We start from the raw sequence: 21,889 nt of genomic DNA on the forward strand, positions 1-21,889 counted from the left end.
AAATCAGCTTGGGAGTCATCCATGATCAAAACCCCGCTCCGTCGTCTTTTGCTTGCCAGTCTGATCCTGTTGCTGCCCGTCATGGCAGCACACGCGGAGGATCCGCCGCTCGTGCGCGCCCAGAATTCGGTGCGCGTGCTCAAAGAGATCATGGAAGCGCCGGACAAGTCGATCCCCCAGGACCTGCTCAAGGACGCCAAGGCCATTGCCGTGATTCCCGACCTGCTCAAGGTGGGTTTCGTCTTCGGTGGCCGTCGTGGCGAGGGCCTGATCTCGGTGAAGAGCCCCGATGGCACCTGGTCCAACCCCAGCTTCATCACCATGACCGGCGGTAGTTTCGGCTTCCAGGCCGGTGTGTCGTCCACCGACGTGATCCTGGTGTTCCGCACCCAGCGTGGCGTGGACAGCATCGTCAACGGCAAATTTACCCTTGGCGCCGACGCCGCGGCGGCGGCCGGGCCGGTGGGACGCACCGCCACGGCATCGACCGACAGCCAGTTCAAGGCGGAGATCTACTCCTACTCGCGCTCCCGTGGGCTGTTCGCCGGCGTCGCCCTGGACGGTTCCGCCCTGCGCATCGATTACGACGCCAACGAGGCGATCTATGGCTCCGGTGTGACGCCACGCCGCATCTTCGAAGGCGGCGTCGGCAACGTGGCCGGGCCGGTGGTCGATTTCAGGGACCGTCTGGAGGAGTACACTCAGCGTTGATGTGGAGCGGCGGCGCGGCAGCGTGACGGCTGGTTCCGCCGCTTTTACGTCCTTGAGGCCAGATTCATGAGCATTACCCATCTACTCATTCTTCTCGTCGTTGTCGTGCTGATCTTCGGTACCAAGAAACTTCGCAATATCGGTGGCGACCTTGGCGGCGCCGTACGCGACTTCAAGAAGGGCCTGGACGGTGACGACGCCAAGCCGGCCCCGGCGCAGCCGGACGAGCGCCTGCGCGCTGATCCGCCGGTCAGCCCCAGCCAGACCCAGGCTCAGCACGACACCACCGAGCCGAAGTAATCCGGGTTAGTGAGCCATGATTGAAATCAGCTTCGGCAAGCTGATCCTGCTCGCAGTCATTGCGCTGATCGTGCTGGGCCCGGAGAAACTTCCCGGCGCCGCCCGCACCGCCGGCGCTTTGCTGCGCCGTGTGCGCACGGGCTGGGACAGCGTGCGCGCCGAGGTCGAGCGCGAATTGCAGGTCGAGGAGATTCGCCGCCAGGCGCGTGAGGCGGCGGACCGGGCCGCGGCTGCCCAGGCCGAGCTGGACGCTACCCTGCGCAAGATGCAGCCGGTCGGCAATGCGGCCGTTTCGCCCGCACCGGCCACCAGCGAGGCGCCGGGCAACACGGTCACGCCGGTGCTCGAGCCTGCGCCACCCAAGGAAGCCTCGCATGGCGGCGTCTGAGCAAGAAAGTCCCGAAGCCGATGGTCTGGAGCAAGGCCTGTTCTCCCATCTGATCGAGCTGCGCACACGCCTGATGCGTGCGCTGATCACGGTCGTGGTGGTACTGGTGGCGCTGATTCCATTCGCCAATCGGCTGTATTCCGAGCTGGCGCAGCCCCTGGTCAAGCGGTTGCCGCAAGGGGCGCATCTAATTGCCACGGAAGTGGCCGGTGGCTTCGTGACGCCGCTGAAGCTGGCGTTCTACACCGCGCTGTTCATCGGCATGCCGATGATCCTCTACCAGCTGTGGGCCTTCGTCAGCCCCGGCCTGTATCGCAACGAGAAGCGTCTGGCCCGACCGCTGCTGGCGGCGGCGCTGCTGCTGTTCTACCTGGGCTGCGCGTTCGCCTATTTCCTGGTGCTGCCGGCGGCCTTCCGCTTCCTCACGGCGGTGACGCCGGAGGGCGTGGAGATGATGACGGACATCTCGCATTACCTCGATTTCGTCATGCTGATGTTCTTTGCCTTCGGCCTGTGCTTCCAGGTACCGGTGATCGTGGTGGTGCTGGCGGCGATCGGCGTGGTCAATCTCGAGCAGCTGCGCAGCGGGCGGCGTTATGCCATTGTTGGCGCGTTTGCGATTTCCGCCTTCATCACGCCGCCGGACATCACCTCGATGATCATGCTGGCCATTCCGATGTGCCTGCTCTACGAACTGGGCGTGCTGGCGGTACGCTGGCTGCTGAAGCCGGGCCAGACGGAGCGGGCATGAGCGACGTCGCGGCCCGCATCGAAGAGCTGAAGGCCACGTTGCAGCTGCAGCCCCATGTGGAAGGCGGACACTATCGCCGGGTGTACCCGCAGCCATCGGCGGCGGACAATCCGGATGGCCGTTCCGCCCTGAGCGCGATCCACTACCTGCTCGAGGCGGGTGAGTACAGCAGCTGGCATCGCGTCGATGCCGAAGAAGCCTGGCATTTCGTCGAAGGCGAACCGCTGGAGCTGCTGATCTTCGACCCGGACAACAAGAGCCTGGAGCGCTGCTGCCTGGGGCCGCTGGCTCCGGGCGTGCGGCCGATGGCCGTGGTGCCGGCCGGTGCCTGGCAGGCCGCACGGCCTCTCGGCAGCCATGCCCTGGTGACATGCCTGGTGGCGCCCGCTTTCGAGTACGACGGCTTCGAACTGCTGGACCAGCACGATCCACTGGCCGGCCACCTGGCCGGCCTGGCGCCCGAGATCGATACGCAGTGAGCCCGACTTCCTCTCCCCGGTGGGAGAGAGGATCTAGGCTTGCGTCTCAGTGCGTGCTGACAGTCGTCGCCGCAGGCGCGACGCGATTGAGCGCCAGCCCCTTCAGTACGTTGAGCGCCTGCGACAAGGCGTAGTCCTGCGTAGCCAGCTTGGCGTTTTCGGCGCTGCCGTCGTTGTCGATGTCCCGCCCGAGCTTGCTGTCTTCGTTGGCAAGATGGTTGGGCAGGTCGGCCTCGGAACTGACCAGCACAGGCGAGCTATCGGCCTTGTTGACCGCCAGGTCCGCCAGGGCGATATCAGGCTTGATGCCTTCGGCCTGGATCGAGGTCCCGCTGGGCGTGTAGTAGCGCGCGGTGGTGATCTTCACCGCATGCTCGTTGTCCAGCGGCAACACGGTTTGCACCACGCCCTTGCCAAACGTGCGCCGGCCCACGATCAGGGCGCGGCGGTTGTCCTTGAGGGCGCCGGAGACGATCTCGGCCGCCGAGGCCGTGCCGTTGTCGACCAGCACCACCATCGGTGCGCCATTGAGGATGTCGCCCGGGTGCGCCTCGAAGCTGAGGTTGGAGTCCTGCAGCCGGCCCCGGGTGGTGACGATGGTGCCGCTATTGAGGAAGTCGTCGCTGACCCCAACCGCCGCCGTGAGCAGGCCGCCCGGGTTCGAGCGCAGGTCGAGAATCACGCCCTTGGGCTGGCCATGCTTCTTGATGAACTCGCCCAGCTTCTTCTCGAGGTCGGGCGTGGTGTCGTCCTGGAACTGGCTGATGCGCACATAGGCGTAGCCGCGCTCCAGTTCGCGCACCTTCACGCTGGTGATCGAGATGCGTTCGCGCACCAGCGGCATGTCGATCGGCTTGTCGCTCTTCTCGTGCAGGATGGTCAGGGTGACCTTGCTGCCCGGGTCGCCGCGCAGCTGCTTGAACATCTCGTCGATGTTCTCGGTTTCCACCGGCTTGCCATCGATCTTGACGATGGTGTCGCCCGGCTTGATTCCGGCGCGCGCCGCGGGGGTGTCGTCGATCGGGGCAATGATGCGCAGCGTGCCGTCCACCTGCAGGACTTCGATGCCGAGGCCGCCGTACTGGCCGGTGGTGTCCTCGTTGAGCTCGTTCAGGCCCTCCTTGTCCAGGTACTCGCTATGCGGGTCCAGGCCGGTGAGCATGCCGCTGATGGCGGCCTTCATCAGGGTCTTGTTGTCCACCGGCTCCACATAGGCCTGTCGTACGATTTCGTAGACGCGGCTGAAGTTGCGGATATCGTCCAGATCCACGCGATCAGGTACGGATGCCGCGGCCGCCGGGGCAGCCGATGGCTTGGCGCCCTTGACTTGCGCGGGCGCGGTCTGGGCCTGCGCCAGCGGCGTCGCCAGCAGCAGGACGGCGAGGCTCAAGGTGGAAAACCGCATGGGTGGGGGACTCCGGGAAAACCAAGGGGGGGCGTTGCCGATGATCCATCAGCGCAACGCGCTTGGACCGCCAGACCGCGCCGAAATTCAATCTCACGGCACGCAGGTTAGCCTGCGACGCTGCGTAGCTGGCGTCAACGCTGGCGGCCGAGCCAGCTGCGCGGGTCCACCGGCTTGTTGTTCTGGCGCAGCTCGAAATACACCCCGGTATTGACGCCGATCGGTGCGGTCGCCGTGCCGATGACCTGGCCGGCCTCCACCTGGTCGCCCACGCCACGCAGCAGGGTTTCGTTATTGCCATACATGCTCATCCAGCCACTGCCGTGGCTGACGATGAGCAGCATCCCGTAGCCGCGCAGGAATGCGGCATAGACCACGCGGCCGCTGGCCACCGCGTGCACTTCGCTGCCTCCGGCGGCCTTGATCAGGACGCCATTGCCATAGGTGTTCACCACGCCATTGGCAGGCCAGGGCAGGTTGCCACGGATGTTGGCCAGCCCCTTGCCGGGGGGCGGCACCGGCGCCGTGGCGTTGGCGCGAGCGGCGCGCTCGGCCTCCCTGGCGGCTTCGTCGATGGCCTTTTGCAGTTTTTCGAGCAGCTGGTTGAGCGAGGCCTCGTTCTGTTTCAAGGCGGCCAGGCGCTGGGCCTGGTCCTTGTATTGGGCATCGGTGTCGGCCACCAGTTTGGCCTGGACTGCGCGCTGCTGCTCCAGCGCCTTGGCCTGTGTCTCGCGTTCGGCGCGACTGGCCTGCAGCGCCTGCTGCTGGGCGGTGATCTCGGTCTCCAGGTCCTGCAGCCTGGCCAGGTCGCCCATCAGCTTTTGCACGCGCTGGACGCGGTCTTCCTGGAAGTATTTGGAATAGGCCAGGGCCTGGGCGATGCGTGCCACATCATCGTCGCCCATCAACAAGCGCAGGTCGGATCCCCGCCCCAGGGCGTAAGTGGCGCGGAGCAGGTCGGCAATGGCGGCGCGCTGGCCTTCGAGACTCCTGTTCAGCTCGGCCCGCTGTTGCTGCAACTGCTCCAGGTCGTGCTGTTTGGTCGCCAGCTGGGCGTCCGTCTCGCGCACGGCTTTGGCGGCGCCAGCCACGGCATTGGCCTGCTTGGCCAGTTCGGCACTGGCGCTGTCGCGCTTGGCGGCGGTTTCGGCCTGTTCCTTGGCCAGTGCCTCCATCTTGCTGCGCACGTCCGACAGCTTCTTCTCGGCCTCGGCCTGCTCGGCCTTGGTCTTGACGTCCTGGGCGGCCCAGGACGGCATCGCGATGAAGGAGAGCAGGAGGGCGCCGGTGATGGCGCGGGCGAAGGGACGGGCACGATCAGCGGGCTTTGGCATCGGGCGATTATCACTGAGCTCGGTGACGGCACGCGAGCCCTGCGGTCAGCCCCGGCCGACCCATCGTCATCCCGCTGTAGGAGCGCACCCTGTGCGCGATCACGACGTCATCGCTACGTAGGCTTTTCACTCGGGCCATCCCTGGCCCTCGCCCTTCGGGCAGCTGGCGCTGTGCCATCCGGCAGTCCTGCCGGAGGGTCGCGCACAAGGTGCGCTCCTACAGCGCTTGGCCTGGAATGAACGGGAAGACGTAGCCAGGCCGCTTGTAGTCCGAACCTTCCACAACAAGAAAAACACTTGCGAATGAAACTTTCATTTGGACGTATAGATTGCTTTGACGCGACGCAACATTTGTGCTTTAGTCGAGTCCACACTAGTACACGTGGCAGCGGAGCCGTCGGCACCGTTGAGACTACGTGTCTCTTTCCATCGGCCGGGGAGGCAAGATGGCGCAGGCAGGTCCAGCGACGCTTTACGACGCTGCGTTTGAGCACGACAGCTGTGGTTTTGGTCTGGTCGCACAAATCGACGGGCGCGCCAGCGCCTGGGTAGTGGACACCGCCTTTACGGCGCTGGCCAAACTTTCCCATCGCGGCGGCGTCAACGCCGACGGCGTCAGTGGCGACGGCTGCGGCGTGCTCTTCCATCGTCCGCTGGATTGGCTGAAGGCGCTGGCAGCCGAAGCGGGCATAGCGCTCGGCGAACGCTTTGCGGCGGGTGTGGTGTTTCTTGATCCCGCGGGCGGCGAGGCGGCCGCCGCGACACTGGAAGAGCGTCTGCGCGAGGAAGGCCTGCGGCTGGCAGGCTGGCGCGACGTGGCGGTGAACGCCGAGGCCTGTGGTCCGCTGGCGGCCGCGGCGATGCCGCAGGTACGCCAGGTCTTCGTCGAACCCGCTGCCGGCATGGATGACGCCGTATTCGAGCGTGCCCTGTTCCGCGCGCGTCGCCGCGCCGAGAGCACGCTGAGCGCGGACGAACATTTCTACGTGGTGACCCTGTCCGCCCAGGTCGTGGGCTACAAGGCGATGGCTGCGCCGGGTCGCCTGCGCGACGTCTTCGCGGACCTCGCGCATCCGGCCCTGGCGGCCGATGCGGTGGTGTTCCACCAGCGCTTCTCCACCAATACGACGCCGCAGTGGCGCCTGGCCCAGCCCTTCCGCCTGCTGGCCCACAACGGCGAGATCAACACGATACGCGCCAATCGGCGCTGGATGCAGGCGCGCGAATCCATCCTGCATTCGCCGCTGGTGGATCTGTCGGATATCGGTCCGCTGGTACGCCAGACCGGCTCCGATTCGGAGACGCTCGACAACGCACTCGAAGTGCTGCTTGCCGGCGGCCTGGACCTGCTCGCCGCCATGCGCGTGCTGGTCCCGCCGGCGTTCGCTGCGCGCGAGGGCATCGACGAAGACCTGGCGGCGTTCTACGAGTACTACGCGCTGCACAGCGAGCCATGGGACGGCCCGGCCGGCCTGGTGATGTGCGATGGCCACTACGCCGCGTGCACCCTGGACCGCAATGGCCTGCGCCCGGCGCGTTGGGCATTGTCGGCCGACAATCACCTGATCGTCGCCTCCGAAGCGGGCCTGTGGGACGTGCCGTCCTCGCAGGTCGTGGCCAAGGGTCGCCTGGCGCCGGGCGAAATGATCGCCGTCGATCTGGTACAGCATCGCCTGCTGCGTGACGCCGACATCGACGATATCAATCGCAAGCGCGCGCCTTATCGCGATTGGCTGCGCGCCGGCGTGAGCTATCTGGAATCGGACCTGATCGATCCGTCGCTGGCCGCCGAGCCGCTGCCGGCGGACAAACTGCGCCGCTACCAGAAGCTCTATGGGCTGTCGCGCGAAGAACGCGAAACCGTGCTCAAGGCGATGGTGGAGCTGGAGCAGGAAGCCACCGGCTCGATGGGCGACGACACGCCGATCGCGGCGATGTCGCGCCAGGTGCGGCCGCTGTTTGATCGCTTCCGGCAGGCCTTTGCCCAGGTCACCAATCCGCCGATCGATCCACTGCGCGAAAAGCTGGTGATGTCGCTGGTGACGCAGATCGGGCCCGAGAGCAATGTGTTCGATCTCACCCCCGAGAACGCGAAGCAGGTGCTGATCAATTCGCCGGTGCTGTCGCAGCGCAAGTTGCGCCAATTGCTGGCCTTGCCGCAGTTCACCGGCACGCCGCGCTTCGATTTGATGTACGCGCCGGAAGAAGGGCTCGAAGCGGCACTGCACCGGCTTTGCGCCGACGTGGAAAAGGCCGTCCGAGCTGGTTGTGCGCTGGTCTTCCTCAGCGACCGCTATCCGAACAAGGACCAGTTGCCGATCCACTCGCTGCTGGCGGTGGGCGCGGTGCATGCGCACCTGATCGATCGCTCGCTGCGCTGTCAGTGCAACATCGTGGTGGAGACGGCCACGCCGCGCGACGCGCACCAGTTCGCCTGCCTGATCGGCTTCGGCGCTACGGCGATCTATCCCTGGCTGGCCTACCAGAGCCTGTTCGAGCTTGGTCGTGAGGGGCATATCGCCAGCGACCGCTTCGAAGTGGGCCGCAGCTATCGGCGCGGCATCCGCAAGGGCCTGCTGAAGATCCTGTCGAAGATGGGTATCTCCACCGTCGCCGGCTATCGCGGTGCGCAGTTGTTTGAAATCGTCGGGCTGGCGCCGGAGGTGGTCGCGTTGTGCTTCCCGGGCACGCCATCGCGCATCGGTGGCGCCGGCTTTGCCGAGCTGGAACACGATCAGCGCCTGTTGGCCGCCGAAGCGTGGAACGAGGCGTTGCCGCTGCGTGCGGGCGGGCTGTACAAGTTCGTCTACGGCGGCGAATACCACATGTACAACCCGGACGTGATCGCCAGCCTGCAGACCGCGGTGCGTACCGGTAGCGGTGCGGATTACCGCGTCTACGCGGATTACGTTGATCATCGCCCACCGTCCGCGCTGCGCGACCTGCTCACGCCTCGCCCCGTCGGCGCATCGGTGCCACTGGACGAAGTCGAGTCGGTGGAAAGCATCCTGCGCCGCTTCGATTCGGCGGGCATGTCGCTGGGCGCGCTGTCGCCGGAAGCGCATGAAGCGCTGGCGATCGCAATGAATCGCCTCGGTGCGCGCAGCAATTCCGGCGAAGGTGGTGAAGACCCCGCGCGCTACGGCACCGAGAAGACCTCGAAGATCAAGCAGGTCGCCTCGGGTCGCTTTGGCGTCACGCCGGCGTACCTGGTCAATGCCGAGGTGCTGCAGATCAAGATCGCCCAGGGCGCCAAGCCCGGCGAAGGCGGTCAGCTTCCAGGCCACAAGGTGGATGCTACGATCGCGCGCTTGCGCTATGCCAAGCCGGGTATCGGCCTGATCTCGCCGCCGCCGCACCACGACATCTATTCGATCGAAGACCTGGCCGAGCTGATCCACGACCTCAAGGAGGTCAATCCTGCGGCCCTGGTCTCGGTGAAGCTGGTCAGTCATGCCGGCGTCGGCACGGTGGCGGCCGGCGTGGTGAAGGCAGGTGCCGATCTCATCACGGTGAGCGGCCACGATGGTGGTACCGGCGCGAGTCCGCTCACTTCCATCAAGTACGCCGGCACGCCGTGGGAGCTCGGTCTGGCAGAGACGCAGCAGACGCTGCGCCGCAACGACCTCCGTGGTCGCGTGCGCCTGCAGACCGACGGTGGCCTGAAGACCGGCCTCGACGTGATCAAGGCGGCCTTGCTCGGTGCGGAAAGCTTCGGCTTCGGCACCGGTCCGATGGTGGCGCTGGGCTGCAAATACCTGCGCATCTGCCATTTGAACAATTGCGCCACCGGCGTGGCCACCCAGCATCCCGTGCTGCGCAAGGAGCACTTCATCGGCTTGCCGGAAATGGTCATCAACTATTTCCGTTTCGTCGCCGAGGACGTGCGCGCGCATCTGGCGCGGCTGGGCGTGCGTAGCCTGGACGAGCTCATCGGTCGGGCCGATCTGCTGGAGCAGGTCGATGGCACCACGCCGGTCCAGCACAAGCTGGATCTGATGCCGCTGATCGGCACCGGTTCCCTGGGCTCCAGCGTCGATTTCGCCTGTACCTTGCCGCGCAATCCGATGCGCGACGAGGCCGAGTTGGCGGAGCGCATCGACGCCGCCACGCGCGAGGCGATCATCCAGCGCAGCGGCGGCGTATTCACCTTCGATATTGCGAACACCGACCGTGCCATCGGTGCACGCCTGTCCGGCGAAGTGGCCCGCCGTCACGGCGACCACGGCATGGACGCGCATCCCCTTGTCCTCAAGCTCAATGGCGCGGCGGGCCAGAGCCTTGGCGCCTGGAACGCCGGTGGCGTGCAGATCGACCTCACCGGCGAAGCAAACGACGGTGTCGGCAAGGGCATGGCCGGCGGCCGCATCGTGGTTCGTCCGCCGGCGGACTCGCCGTTTGCCAGTCAGGACGCGTCGATCATCGGCAATACCTGCCTCTATGGCGCCACCGATGGTGAGTTGTTCGCTGCAGGTCGCGCGGGCGAACGTTTCGCCGTGCGTAACTCCGGTGCGTTGGCCGTGGTGGAAGGCGCCGGCGACCACTGCTGCGAATACATGACCGGCGGTGTCGTCGCCGTGCTCGGCAAGGTCGGCCTCAACTTCGGCGCGGGCATGACGGGCGGTTTCGCCTATGTGCTCGATCTCGAACGCACCTTCGTCGACTGCTACAACCACGAGCTGGTGGACATCCTGCGCATCTCTCCCGAGGGCATGGAGCATTACATGCAGCATCTTCGCGGCCTGGTGGCGCGTCACGTCGAGCTCACTGGCAGTGAGTGGGGACGCCACATCCTGCATGACTTCCGCGGCCTGCAGTACAAGTTCTGGCTGGTGAAGCCCAAGGCCGCGAGTCTGTCGGCGTTGGCCGAAGAGCTGAGGAGCGCAGCATGAGCGACAAGGACTTCCAGTTCCTCAACGTGCCAAGGCAGACGCCGCGTACGGTACCGGTATCCATCCGCGTGCTGGGCTACGGCGAGATCTCCGGCGATTTCGGCGCGTCGCAGGCCGGTACCCAGGCGGAGCGTTGCATCGACTGCGGCAATCCGTATTGCGAGCATGCCTGCCCGGTGCACAACTACATTCCGAACTGGCTCAAGCTGGTGGAGGAAGGTCGCCTGATGGAGGCGGCCACGCTGATGCACGAGACCAATCCGCTGCCGGAAATCTGCGGGCGCGTGTGTCCGCAGGATCGCCTGTGCGAGGGTGCGTGTACGCTCGAGCAGACGTCGTTTGGTGCAGTGACCATTGGCAGCATCGAGCGCTGGGTGACGGACGAAGCGTTACGCCAGGGATGGCGCCCTGATCTTTCCGCCGTGCGCGAGACCGGCAAGCGGGTGGCCATCGTGGGTGCGGGTCCGGCCGGACTGGCCTGTGCGGATCGCCTGCGCCGTGCCGGCATCGCCGCCGATGTCTACGACAGCCAGCAGGAAATCGGTGGCCTGCTTACCTTTGGCATTCCGCCGTTCAAGCTGGACAAGGCTGTAGTGCGCACGCGCCGCGAGCTGCTCGAAGGCATGGGCGTGAACTTCCTGCTCGGTCGCGAAGTGGGGCGTGACATCGAATTCGGCCAGTTGCTGGACGAATACGATGCCGTGTTCGTGGGCACGGGTGCCTATACTTATGTCGACGCCCAGTTGCCCGGCCGCGAATTGCGTGGCGTGCACGACGCGCTGCCATTTCTGATTGCCAATACCGAGCGACTGCTGCGCGACGAATCACCGCCGCCGGCGTTCGACTTCCGCGGCAAGCACGTGGTCGTGCTCGGCGGTGGCGACACCGGCATGGACTGCAATCGCACGGCGATCCGCCTGGGCGCGGCGAGCGTCACCTGCGTGTATCGCCGCGACGAAGCGAACATGCCTGGCTCCGCACGCGAGGTGAACTACAGCCGCGAGGAAGGCGTCACCTTCCTGTTCCAGCGCCAGCCGCTGGAGATACTCGGTGGCGCGCGCGGCAATGTGCGTGGCGTGCGGGTGATCGAGACGGCCTTGGTCGATGACGGCTCTGGCCGCATGCGTCCGCAGAACGTGGCGGGCACGGAATACATCATCGACGCCGACGTGGTGATCCAGTCGTTCGGCTTCCTGCCCAGTCCGCCTGATTGGCTGCGCACGCATGGCGTGTCGCTGGACCGCACGGGACGCGTCGTCACCGGCGCCAACGGCAACCTGCCGCACCAGACCAGCCACCCGCGCATCTTTGCCGGTGGCGACAACGTGCGCGGTGCCGACCTGGTAGTGCGCGCGGTCTACGACGGTCGCGAGGCGGCTGGGTCGATCGTGCAGTTGCTGCAGCAAGTCGACGCACCCGCGCTCGCGCATGCCTGAGGCCAGTCAGGCGCCGTGAGTGACCAGGGTGACGGTGTCGAGCATGAAGCTGCCATCGTCCGCGATGGCGAAGTGCTCGCGCACCGTACTGGGCGCGACCAATTGCAGGCTGCGAATGGCGGCGATGTGCTCGGCGCTGGTGCGGGTGCGCGCCACCCAGTCGTCGAAACGCATCGGCAGCCGGCGTGCGGTCAGGCTGTCGACCGTGAAGCCGGCAAGCGCCAGCGCCGCGATCCATTCCGGCACGCGGTAGTTGCGCACATGCGAGACATCGCGCAGCAGCTCGACCGCCTGCAGATGGGTGTCGAGCAACGCATGCTCCGGTGCGACGACGTCGATGAAGATTGCGCGGCCGCTCGGCTTCAACACGCGTCGTGCCTCGCGCAAGCCGGCGTCGCGGTGCTGCCAGTGGTGGGTGGTGAAGCGCGCCACGACCACGTCGAAGCTCGCGTCGGCAAACGGCAGTTGTTCCGCGGGCGCCTGCTGGACGGAGATGTTGGACAGCCCACGTTCGGCAGCTGTCGCCTGAACCATGGCGAGCATGCTCGGCGTGACATCACAGGCCACCACATTGCGCACCAGCGGGGCGACGCGGTAGCTGACATGGCCGCCTCCGCAGCCGAGGTCCAGCAGGCGCGCGTGGCCGTGGTCGCGCAGTTCGTTTTCGAGCTGGTCCAGGTCGGCACCCTGGCGATGCACTTCGCTGCTCAGGTAATCCTGGGCTCGCGGGCCATAGTGGTTGGCGGTAAAGCTGTGCGGCGTCGTGGTCATGAGGTTGGCCTCGTGGGGATGGAGCCGACATTCTGCGAACCGGCCACGGGCCGAGTAAGTAGCGTCGTTATCCTGGTATGAATGCTTCCTCCTTCGATGCAGCCAACGATCCGCGCCATCTGCTCGGTCGCTTCTTGCGCGCCAGGCGCGAGGCGGCGCCAGCCGACGCGGGGGCAATGAAGGGATTCGGCCGGCGCCGTACGCCGGGCCTGCGGCGCGAGGAAGTCGCCCAGCGCGCCGGCATCAGCACGACCTGGTACACCTGGCTCGAGCAGGGACGTGATATTGCACTGTCGCCGTCTGCCCTGGCCCGGTTGGCCGACGCGCTGAGCCTTTCCGCTGCCGAGCGCGCCTATTTGTTCGAACTGGCGCGCCGTCGCGACCCCGTGCGGACCCCGTTCGAAGGCGCGTCCAGCCTGGCGCCGGAATGGCAGCAGGCCGTGGCGGCCATGCCGATGCCCGCCTATCTGCTCGATCGCATGTGGTGCCTGCGGGCATGGAATGATGCGGCGGCTGAATTGTTTGCCCCGTGGCTGGCCAGCGGCGAGGCCTGCCTGTTGCGCTACGTGTTCCTGCATGCGTCCGCGCGCGAGCTGATCTGCGACTGGGAAGAGCGCGCGCATCGCCTGGTCGCCGAGTTTCGCGCCGATACTGCCTTGTACCCGGATGATAGTGGGCTCATCGGCTTGGTCGCCGAGCTGCAACGCGAGAGCCGACCGTTCCAGCAGTTCTGGAACCAGCATGATGTACTGGCGCGCGAGGGCGGCAGCCGCCGTTTTCATCATCCTCGACTAGGGCGCGTCGAACGCACTCAGGTTACCCTGCTGCCCTCCAGTCTTCCCGATCACAAACTGGTGTTGCTGCTGCCGGAAGCCGGTGGCCCAGACAGCTGACGCCTCAAGGAGCAAAACGATATGCGTCTTGGCCTCGCCGCCAACCAACTTCATCACGCCCATGCGGACGCGGCGCTGTTTCGCTGGCTGCGTGCCAGCGAAGCCGGCATCCGCGAACTGGGGCTCGGCCTGCACGCGGTGGGGCGTACGTATGATGCGATCCTGCGCGCAGGGCACCTGGAGAGTTATGCGCCACTGCGTCGCTATCCCTATGGACGCGAGGGCGGCCTGATGAAGCTGGTGGCCGAGGTGGTCGGCCTGGGTGATGACCGCGTGCTGGATGGCGCGATCTACCTGATCGATCCGGTCGATCCCTCGTCGGTGTTTCCGGAAGCGGTGGCGTTGAAGCGGCAGTGCGTGATCCACGGCAAGCCGTTTATCTCGACGGTGGCATCGGCACGCGACTGGATCGAGTTCGAACGCGTCCACGCCGGCTGCACGGCCGATCCGGGCGCCGACCGGTTCTATGCGCTGGAAACGCAGACCGCGGCCTTGATCGCGCACGATGCGATGAAGCCGCAGATGCTTGCCTATGCCGACGAGCATTTCGACGTGCTCTCCCGCTTCGCCCATCGCGTCGGCACCGGTACCACCGGCCAGCGATTGAATGAACTGGCCTGGAGCCGCGGCTGGCCCAAGGACACGCCGTGGGTGGAACGCTACGAGAGCGGTCCCATGGGTGGCGACGCGCAAATCGCCGACCTGGTGCTGGAAGGCCGCTGCCAGCGCGCGATCTTCTTTGAGGACCCGCATGTGGCCCGCCAGCATGAGGCCGACATCCAGCTGCTCGAACGTGCCGTGACCACCCGTACCGACGAGGCCGTGTGCATGACCTCGCCCAAGGTGGCCGCGCGCTGGGCAGCGGCGGTACGGCTGCGCGCGGCGGCCTGAACCGGCACACGCGCGCAGGCCCTCGCCGGATCTATACTCCCCGCCAGTGCCCGAGACGTCGCCAGGCCAGGGGCCAGAGTCGACGGGGGAAACCAGGGCGGCGCGCCGAGCGATCGGCGCGCCGTTTTTTTATGGCTCGGCGCTGGTGCGGGCACATCCGCTCGCCCACAATGGCTGGATGACGTCGGGAGCCTTTTTGATATGTGCCTGATCGCGTTGGCATGGCAAGCCCATCCACGCTGGCGCCTGCTGCTGGCGGGTAATCGCGACGAGTTCCATAGGCGCCCCAGCTTGCCGCTGGCGCGCTGGGAGCAGGCGCCGATCATTGCCGGCAAGGATCTGGAAGCCGGCGGCACCTGGCTCGGTGTGACCGATGCGGGGCGTTGCAGCGTCGTCACCAACGTGCGCGACCCGCGCGATCCGCAACACGGGCGTTCACGTGGCCTGCTGGCGCTGGACTATCTCACCGGCAGCGCCGATGCCGTGACGCACGCCGACGCCCTGCTGGCGACGGCCGCGGATTACCGTCCGTTCAACCTGCTGACTTTCGATACCCGGCACGCGTTCTACCTGGGCAACCGGCCCGATGCACGTGCCCAGGCCGTCACGCCCGGCGTACACGGGCTGTCCAATGCCGACTTCAATACGCCGTGGCCGAAGACCCGCACCCTGATGCAGCGCCTGCAGGCATGGCTCGATGCTGGCGAGGACGACGAGTTCGCGCCGCTGTTCAGCGCCCTGGCCGACCCACAGGTGTATCCGGACGACGAGCTGCCGGACACCGGCGTGGGACTGGAGCGCGAGCGCTGGCTGTCTTCCGCCTTCATACGCGGCGAGCATTACGGTACGCGTGCCAGCACGGTGGTGGCGATCGGCCATGACGGGCGCGGCTTGGTGATCGAGCGCCGTTTCGGGCCTTTTGGTCGCCCTGAGGGTGAGACGGCGATACCGCTGGTGGCAGCTGGCTGAGGCCTCGGCACTGGGGTCATCCTTGGCCCCGTCCAACGGGTAGCGCGCGCTCAATCCTCGCCGGAGCGGGCTTCGGGGAACTCGCCGTCGACGTAGAACCACTGGCCGTGTTCGCGCACGAAGCGACTGACCTCATGCATGCGCTGTGCCTTGCCACCGCCGTAGCGCAGGCGTGCAATGAATTCGACCGTGGCTTCCTCGTTGGCGCTTTCGTGGCGCTTCACCGTAAGCCCCAGCCAGGTTGGCGCAGGCTGTTGCGCGCCGAGTTTCAAGGTGGCGGGACGCGTGCTGGCGTGCCAGGTGGCGAGCAGGTAGTCCTCGCGCTTGAGCACATAGGCACTGTAACGCGAACGCATCAGTTGCTCGGCGGTAGCGGCGTGGCCACCCTCATGCAGGGGGCCACAGCACTGGGCATAGCCGGCCGTATTGCCACAGGGGCAGGGGGTGAGCGTGTCGATTGCTTGCACGTAAGGTCGCATGGCCGCTGGTGGTGTGGCGGGCAAGCCGCCATTGGGCGCATCCTGACGCGTACGCCGTCTGAAATCCAATGATTCGAGCATGTAACACCCGGGGGCAAGCAGCCGGGCGCGCAGGGGGGCCGGGTCGCGCTATGGCTAGCCAAGCCATGCCTGCCGCTGCCACACGCGGCAGCGGTTGTTGGCTGGCATGGTGATGTCATCGACCAGCTTGAAGCCAGCCGCGTCGGCGATTGCGTCCACTGCCTCGGCATCGCGGATGCGCATATGCGCACCACGCGCCTGCAGCCACTGGTCGAAGGCGGCATTGCTGTCGCTGGTGTAGTGCCCGTCGTAGTTGAACGGTCCGTAGACGATCAGCTTCGCATCATCCGTGGTCGCATCGGCCAGATGATCGAACAGCTGCTCTACCTCATCCCACGCCATGATATGCAGCGTGTTGGCACTGAACACCGCGTCATAACGCTGCGTCGGCCACGCGCCACTGACATCCAGTTCGATGGGTGCGGGTGTATTTGGCAGCCTGGCTTCGTCCAGCCAAAGCTGGATGCCGGGCAGGTTCTCCACCCGATCCGTGCATTGCCAAACCAGTTGCGGCATCGCCCCGGCGAAATGCACGGCGTGTTGTCCGGTGCCGCTGCCGATCTCCAGCACGTTGTGGCGATCGGCGAAATGAACCCGCAGCACCTCGAGTATCGGATCGCGGTTGCGCTCGCAGGACGGCGCGTGCGGTTTGTCCGCGCCCATCAGGCGACGCGTCGACCGCCCAGCGCGCGCGCCGGCAGCATCAGCAGCGCGCCGAGGAAGGCGAACACCGCGCTCACCGTGATACCCACCAGACGCAGCGGCAACGTAAGCAGCCACACGATTGGATACAGCACGATGGCCAGCAGTGCCAGCGGCCAGCAGAACACGAGCAGCAACAACCACAGCAGGAAACCAACCATGGGACGTCCTTCGTATCAGAACCGGCGCCACTCTAGCGCAGCCCATGGGCCGGCGAGTAGATGACTCCCGTCACCCCATCGGATTCACGCCAATCAGCCATGCGTGCAGGGCGAAGGCGAATACCGCCCAGCCCACGATGCCTGCGACCACGGTGATGATGTCGCCCTTCGCCGTACCGGCGGGGTAAACCACCCCGGCCAGTCGATCCCGGCGGCGCGCGCTGACGAAATCAACCACGGCCCACAGCAGGAAGGCGCCGAACAACAGCACGTCGTGCAGCATGCCGGTGGCCAGCAGATGGCCGAAGGCCCAGGTCTTTACGCCCGCCAGCATCGGGTGGCCAAGCCTGGCCTTGAAGTGGTTGTTCGGCACATAGGCGGCTGCGACGAGAATGAAGGCGAGCAGCGTGAACAATGCATTGAGATGCCGCAACCACAGCGGCGGCACGTAGAGGACGACTGGCTGGTGTCGCGCCAGTCCAAAGCCCCAGCAGATCATCACGAAACCGACGCTGGACGCCAGCGCGTAAAGCCCTTTCCAGCGCTTCTCGCCGATGCGGGCGATTTGTCGGCTGCGCCAGTCATTGGCAAGGATGCGGATCGAGTGCGCACCGAGGAAGATCACCAAACCGAGGATCAGCAGCGCCATGAGCTCACCTTGGGTGTGTGGGGCTGCGGCGATTATAGGCATGCGGCCCGCCCATGCCGTGACGGCTCAAAGCTAGTCGGCGCGAAGGGTGACCCGGACCAGGAAAGCCAATGAACCATCGTGCAGCTCGAACGAACCACCCTCTGGCCGCCACGCATCACCCGCCTGCAAGCGCCCCGCGGCTGTGCTGGCGGTGCCTCGCAGCAGGTAAAGCAATACACAGCTGGCGTCGGTCGCGTGACTGCCAGGCCCATGGCACAGGGCCACCGACCCCTGCGCTTGTGCGCGGCGCACCATCAGGTTGAAGTCGCGCGTCGGGCCGCCGACCAGGGCGACATCGACATGGGCTTCGCCCGCAAACGCGAACGGTTCGTAAGCCGTGTGCAACGGATGCGCGAGCGTCCCATCCAGCGTCATGGTGAAGCCGGCGCCATCGAGCAAGGCGATATGCCGATCGATGCCGGGAAACGCGGAGAACGGCGCCGCGCTGCTCACCTCGGCCACGCTTACGCGCCACAGGAAATGCTCGTTGTCTGCATCGGCCGGAAAGCGCGCGACTTCGCGTGTCACGCCCATGCCGTTCTTCCAAGGCTGGGGTGGGCAATCGGCGGCGCGGATGATGGCGGAGCTCATGCCACCTTCTCGATCACGCGGGTGAACGGCGGCAGCGATTTCAGCATGCGTTCGCCGTAGCGCTTGAGCACCACGCGGCGATCCAGCAGCACGATGCGGCCATGGTCGGTCTCCGTGCGGATCAGGCGGCCGCAGTACTGCGTGAGCAGGCGCGTCGCCTCGGGTACGGTCACTTCGATGAACGGATTTCGTCCGCGTGATTCCAGCCATTCCGCGTAGGTCGCGCCGACCGGATCGGTCGGCACGGCAAACGGCAGCTGCGTGATGACTACGGTTTCGCAGAGCTTGCCCGGCAGGTCCAGACCCTCGCCGAACGAGGCGAGCCCGAACAACGTGCTGCCCTTGCCCGCTTCAATATCGGCGATGTGCTCGGCCACCAACTGTGCCTTGCCCAACGAACCTTGCGCGCGCACCTTGCGCACGTGCTCGATCGGCAGCTTCTGCAGGACGCGGTCGAGCTTGATACGCGAGGTGAACAGCACCAGGTTGCCGGCATTCCAGTCGAGATGCTCGGCCAACCAGTCGCAGATTTCCTGCGTGTGGTCCTCGCGCGCATCGGGCAGCGAGCGCATCGCGGGTACTTCCAGTCGCGCTTGTGCAGCGAGGTCGAACGGCGAAGGCAGGCTGAGCGTGACGGCCTCGTTCGGCAAGCCCACGGCATCCGCGAAGCCGCGGAAATTGCCGCCCGCGCTCAAGGTGGCCGACGTCATCACCACGCCGCTCGCATTGCCCCATAGCACGCTGCGCAGCAGCCCGCCAGCCGACACCGAAGACGCATGGCAAACCAGCTGCTGGTCCACGCTGAGGGTGACCCAGCGCGCCAGCGGCGGCGCTGTCTCGCTATCGCTGGCGGACCATGCGCGCCAGGTGCGGGTTTGCCGGTCGATGCGTTCCAGCGCCATGCCCAGTTCGCGCGACAGCGCTTCGTGGGTGGGGCCGCTCTCGGTCATCTCGAGTACGGCGCGGCGCACCGCACCAACCCAGCGTTCCACTTCGCTGGTGAACACATACAGCACTCGCGCCTGTTCGACCCAGGCTTCCGGCAGCTGGCCGAGCGAGCCGCGATACATCGGCTCGTCATCGTCCGGCGACGGTAGCCAGGCGAGACGGATCTCCTTCTCCAGTTCTTCCAGCGCGTCGCTGAGTTCCTGCAGCTTTTCGTCGCCGGCATCCAGCGTGAGCTTGCCGATCACTTCCTTGTCGGTGAGCGAATAGGCGGCATGGATCTGGCGGCCGAGGCGGCTGAGCTGGCGCACCGCGATGCTCATATACACATCGGAGGCACCACGATCGATCGCCTTCGACGGCACGTGGTGGCCTTCGTCGAAGATGTATAGCGTCTCGTCCGGCTTGGGCAGGATGACGCCGCCAAAGCCTTCCTCCTCGCGCGGCATGGTGAGGTCGGCGAGGACCAGGTCCTGATTCGCCACCACGATGTCCGCGTCGCCGACCGCGCGACGCGCCGCAAAGAAGGGACAGATCATGAACTGGCCACATTTGCGGCTGGTGCAACCGCCCGCGCTGGTGGTGATCATCGGACGCAGCAGGTCGCTGATCGGCTCGGGCGAGGCATCGATGTCGCCGTCCCATTCGCCGCGGTCGAACAGGCCGGCGAGCTTGGACAGCGCCTTCTTGTCACGCTCCTGCGGCGGCTTGGTCCACAGCGCCAGATCGGCGTCGAAGCCCAGCCCCATCTGCGCCGTCTCGTTGAGGCTGTTGCCAGCCATATTGAGATTGCGCGGGCACAGGTAACGCCCACGGCCCTTGGCCAGGGCCACCTTCGCTTCGGTCCCGTTGAGCTTGAGATACAGCGGGATATCGCGCTGCACCAGCTGCTCCTGCAGCGCGACCGTGGCGGTGGCGATCAGCAGCTTTTTCTTCTGCGCCCGCGCCACTTCGACCCCGGCGATCAGGTAGGCCATCGACTTGCCGGTGCCCGTAGGCGCCTCGATCACCGCGGCACCGCCCTCCTGCGCCAGGGCCTTGGCCACCTCGGCAATCATCTTTCCCTGCGACGCACGCGCGCGAAAGCCCGGCAGGCCGTCTTTCAGGCGCGTATAGGCGGCGCGGATGGCGTCTTTGGTGGTATCGGTGAGCATCGGGGGCGGTTCAGGCCTGCGCTGTCGCGGCAGGCGCCCATTCTCGCATGGCCATACCCAACCTGCCGCCAGGGGCGCGTGGAATGGGGCGTCCCCGGCCTGGTTGAGCGTCAGTGCGCGGCGTTGATGGCTAAGGCCACCGCTTCGGCGACGCGGATGCCGTCGACGGCGGCGGAAAGAATGCCGCCGGCATAACCGGCGCCTTCGCCGGCGGGATACAGGCCGCGCGTGTTGAGGCTTTGGTAGTCATCGCCGCGGCGAATGCGCACCGGCGACGACGTGCGTGTCTCTACGCCGGTCAGCAGGGCGTCGTGCATGGCGAAGCCCTTGATCTGGCGATCGAAGGCGGGCAGCGCCTCGCGTATGGCTTCGATGGCGTAGGCGGGCAGGGCGGGCGCCAGGTCGGTGAGGTGCACGCCGGGTTTGTACGAAGGCTGCACGCTGCCAAGCTCGCGCGATGGCTTGCCAGCGATGAAGTCGCCCACCAGCTGGCCCGGCGCGTCGTAGTTGCCACCGCCCAGCTCGAACGCGCGCGATTCCAGCGCGCGCTGCAAGGCGATGCCAGCGAGCAGGCCGCCGCTGGGGTCGAAGGGGGCGAAATCGCTGGGCTCGATGCCGACCACGATGGCGGCGTTCGCGTTGCGCTCGTTGCGCGAGTACTGACTCATGCCGTTGGTGACTACGCGACCCGGCTCGGAGGTGGCAGCCACGACGGTACCGCCAGGGCACATGCAGAAGCTGTAGACCGAGCGGCCCCGTCCTTGATGAGCGCCGGTGGCGTGATGCACCAGCTTGTAGTCGGCCGCGCCGAGAATCGGGTGACCGGCGCTGGCGCCGAAGCGCGCGCGATCGATGATCGATTGCGGGTGTTCGATGCGGAAGCCGATCGAGAACGGCTTCGGCTCCATGTACACGCCGCGCTCGTGCAGCATGTCGAAGGTATCGCGGGCGCTGTGACCAATGGCCATGACGACATGATCGCTACGCAGCTGCTCGCCGCTGGCCAGCTCCACGCCGCGCACATGCCGCACACCATCGGCGTCAGCCTCCACCAGCACGTCGTCCACGCGCTGCTTGAAGCGGATCTCGCCGCCCAGCGACTCGATGGTCGCGCGCATGTTCTCCACCATGGTGACCAGGCGGAACGTGCCGATATGCGGCTTGCTGACGTAGAGGATTTCCTCCGGCGCGCCCGCCTTCACGAATTCGGCAAGCACCTTGCGACCGTGGTGCTTAGGGTCGGAGATCTGGCTGTACAGCTTGCCATCGGAGAACGTGCCGGCGCCGCCTTCGCCGAACTGCACGTTCGACTCCGGTTCCAGCTGGCGCTTGCGCCACAGGCCCCAGGTATCGACGGTGCGCTCGCGCACGGCCTTGCCACGATCGAGGATGATTGGCCGATAGCCCATCTGCGCCAGCAACAAGCCCACGAACAGGCCGCAGGGGCCGGTGCCGACCACGATGGGGCGGTGGCTCAACTGGGCCGGCGCCTGCGCCACGAAGTGATAACTGGTGTCCGGCGTGGGCTGCACATGCTTGTCGTCGGCATGGCGCTTGAGGATGACGGCTTCGTCGGCCACGTCCACGTCCAGCGTGTAGATCAGGAGGATCGCGTTGCGCTTGCGCGCGTCGTAGCCGCGGCGGAACACCGTATAGCCGCGCAACGCGTCCTTGCCGAGACCGAGCTTGGCGCGGATGGCAGCCTCGATGGCGCCTTCAGCGTGATCCAGCGGCAGCTTGATATCGGTGAGTCGCAACATGCGGAGTTCCGGGCTTGGGGTCGACAGCAGCCGTGTATTTTCGCACGCCTGGGCCGTTGCTTGCCGTCACTCGCGCAGGCCCTTGTGGCGCAAGGGCCTGCGGCA

20 protein-coding genes are annotated in these 21,889 nt (G+C 66.2%); 10 read left to right on the forward strand and 10 right to left on the reverse strand.

What is annotated here, in order from left to right:
* The first annotated feature begins 21 nt into the window (after positions 1-21).
* The 5 genes from OUZ49_RS11620 to OUZ49_RS11640 all read left to right on the forward strand — a co-directional run bounded on the left by OUZ49_RS11620 (position 22) and on the right by OUZ49_RS11640 (position 2,629).
* Positions 22-711 (forward strand): lipid-binding SYLF domain-containing protein, encoded by a 690-nt coding sequence (locus OUZ49_RS11620; protein WP_266150575.1) that lies wholly within the window; start codon positions 22-24, stop codon positions 709-711.
* Between the two features lie 66 nt (positions 712-777).
* Positions 778-1,011, forward strand: coding sequence for a twin-arginine translocase TatA/TatE family subunit (gene tatA / locus OUZ49_RS11625; protein ID WP_266150576.1), 234 nt, complete (start codon positions 778-780; stop codon positions 1,009-1,011).
* Between the two features lie 16 nt (positions 1,012-1,027).
* Positions 1,028-1,399 carry a Sec-independent protein translocase protein TatB gene (tatB, locus tag OUZ49_RS11630; protein ID WP_266150577.1) on the forward strand — a complete coding sequence of 124 codons (372 nt, stop codon included), beginning with the start codon at positions 1,028-1,030 and terminating at the stop codon, positions 1,397-1,399.
* Positions 1,386-2,150: a twin-arginine translocase subunit TatC gene (tatC, locus tag OUZ49_RS11635; RefSeq protein WP_266150578.1), complete on the forward strand. Its 765-nt coding sequence runs from the start codon at positions 1,386-1,388 to the stop codon at positions 2,148-2,150. Before tatB ends, tatC begins: the two co-directional genes overlap by 14 nt.
* A complete protein-coding gene (locus tag OUZ49_RS11640) occupies positions 2,147-2,629 on the forward strand; it encodes a cupin domain-containing protein (RefSeq protein ID WP_266150579.1) in 483 nt (160 codons plus the stop codon). The genes tatC and OUZ49_RS11640 overlap by 4 nt, the downstream gene beginning before the upstream one ends.
* A 46-nt stretch (positions 2,630-2,675) precedes the next feature.
* Here the strand turns inward: OUZ49_RS11640 and OUZ49_RS11645 are convergent, their stop codons facing one another.
* Entirely contained in the window at positions 2,676-4,034 is a 1,359-nt protein-coding gene (locus OUZ49_RS11645) for a S41 family peptidase (protein WP_266150580.1), read from the reverse strand.
* A gap of 134 nt (positions 4,035-4,168) precedes the next feature.
* Positions 4,169-5,368, reverse strand: a complete 1,200-nt coding sequence (locus OUZ49_RS11650) for a murein hydrolase activator EnvC family protein (protein ID WP_266150581.1) — start codon at positions 5,366-5,368, stop codon at positions 4,169-4,171.
* A gap of 446 nt (positions 5,369-5,814) precedes the next feature.
* Between OUZ49_RS11650 and gltB the strand changes: the two genes are divergently transcribed.
* The gene (gene gltB, locus OUZ49_RS11655) at positions 5,815-10,260 is read left to right on the forward strand and encodes a glutamate synthase large subunit (RefSeq protein ID WP_266150802.1); all 4,446 of its coding nucleotides are present in this window, start codon (positions 5,815-5,817) and stop codon (positions 10,258-10,260) included.
* On the forward strand, positions 10,257-11,696 hold the full coding sequence (locus OUZ49_RS11660) for an FAD-dependent oxidoreductase (RefSeq protein ID WP_266150582.1): 1,440 nt from the start codon (positions 10,257-10,259) through the stop codon (positions 11,694-11,696). The genes gltB and OUZ49_RS11660 overlap by 4 nt, the downstream gene beginning before the upstream one ends.
* A 6-nt stretch (positions 11,697-11,702) precedes the next feature.
* Here the strand turns inward: OUZ49_RS11660 and OUZ49_RS11665 are convergent, their stop codons facing one another.
* On the reverse strand, positions 11,703-12,467 hold the full coding sequence (locus OUZ49_RS11665; RefSeq protein WP_266150583.1) for a class I SAM-dependent methyltransferase: 765 nt from the start codon (positions 12,465-12,467) through the stop codon (positions 11,703-11,705).
* Between the two features lie 77 nt (positions 12,468-12,544).
* Here OUZ49_RS11665 and OUZ49_RS11670 point away from each other — a divergent pair, with 77 nt between their 5' ends.
* The 3 genes from OUZ49_RS11670 to OUZ49_RS11680 all read left to right on the forward strand — a co-directional run bounded on the left by OUZ49_RS11670 (position 12,545) and on the right by OUZ49_RS11680 (position 15,220).
* Positions 12,545-13,360, forward strand: a complete 816-nt coding sequence (locus OUZ49_RS11670; RefSeq protein ID WP_266150584.1) for a helix-turn-helix transcriptional regulator — start codon at positions 12,545-12,547, stop codon at positions 13,358-13,360.
* A 21-nt stretch (positions 13,361-13,381) separates the two neighbouring features.
* Positions 13,382-14,251 carry a methylglyoxal synthase gene (locus OUZ49_RS11675; RefSeq protein ID WP_266150585.1) on the forward strand — a complete coding sequence of 290 codons (870 nt, stop codon included), beginning with the start codon at positions 13,382-13,384 and terminating at the stop codon, positions 14,249-14,251.
* A 201-nt stretch (positions 14,252-14,452) separates the two neighbouring features.
* Positions 14,453-15,220 carry an NRDE family protein gene (locus tag OUZ49_RS11680; protein ID WP_266150586.1) on the forward strand — a complete coding sequence of 256 codons (768 nt, stop codon included), beginning with the start codon at positions 14,453-14,455 and terminating at the stop codon, positions 15,218-15,220.
* A gap of 50 nt (positions 15,221-15,270) precedes the next feature.
* Here the strand turns inward: OUZ49_RS11680 and OUZ49_RS11685 are convergent, their stop codons facing one another.
* The 7 genes from OUZ49_RS11685 to OUZ49_RS11715 form a co-directional block, all read right to left on the reverse strand.
* Positions 15,271-15,699, reverse strand: coding sequence for a YchJ family protein (locus tag OUZ49_RS11685; protein WP_266150803.1), 429 nt, complete (start codon positions 15,697-15,699; stop codon positions 15,271-15,273).
* A gap of 135 nt (positions 15,700-15,834) precedes the next feature.
* Positions 15,835-16,443, reverse strand: coding sequence for a DUF938 domain-containing protein (locus tag OUZ49_RS11690; RefSeq protein WP_266150587.1), 609 nt, complete (start codon positions 16,441-16,443; stop codon positions 15,835-15,837).
* Positions 16,443-16,643, reverse strand: a complete 201-nt coding sequence (locus OUZ49_RS11695) for a hypothetical protein (RefSeq protein WP_266150588.1) — start codon at positions 16,641-16,643, stop codon at positions 16,443-16,445. The genes OUZ49_RS11690 and OUZ49_RS11695 overlap by 1 nt, the downstream gene beginning before the upstream one ends.
* 70 nt (positions 16,644-16,713) lie before the next feature.
* Positions 16,714-17,292: an NnrU family protein gene (locus OUZ49_RS11700; protein WP_266150589.1), complete on the reverse strand. Its 579-nt coding sequence runs from the start codon at positions 17,290-17,292 to the stop codon at positions 16,714-16,716.
* Between the two features lie 72 nt (positions 17,293-17,364).
* Positions 17,365-17,925 carry a HutD/Ves family protein gene (locus tag OUZ49_RS11705; RefSeq protein WP_266150590.1) on the reverse strand — a complete coding sequence of 187 codons (561 nt, stop codon included), beginning with the start codon at positions 17,923-17,925 and terminating at the stop codon, positions 17,365-17,367.
* On the reverse strand, positions 17,922-20,024 hold the full coding sequence (gene dinG, locus OUZ49_RS11710; protein WP_266150591.1) for an ATP-dependent DNA helicase DinG: 2,103 nt from the start codon (positions 20,022-20,024) through the stop codon (positions 17,922-17,924). Before dinG ends, OUZ49_RS11705 begins: the two co-directional genes overlap by 4 nt.
* 110 nt (positions 20,025-20,134) lie before the next feature.
* A complete protein-coding gene (locus tag OUZ49_RS11715; protein ID WP_266150592.1) occupies positions 20,135-21,784 on the reverse strand; it encodes an NAD(P)/FAD-dependent oxidoreductase in 1,650 nt (549 codons plus the stop codon).
* Positions 21,785-21,889 lie beyond the last annotated feature (105 nt).

Origin of the sequence: Dyella halodurans (assembly GCF_026283925.1) — a bacterium.
GTDB lineage: Bacteria > Pseudomonadota > Gammaproteobacteria > Xanthomonadales > Rhodanobacteraceae > Dyella > Dyella halodurans.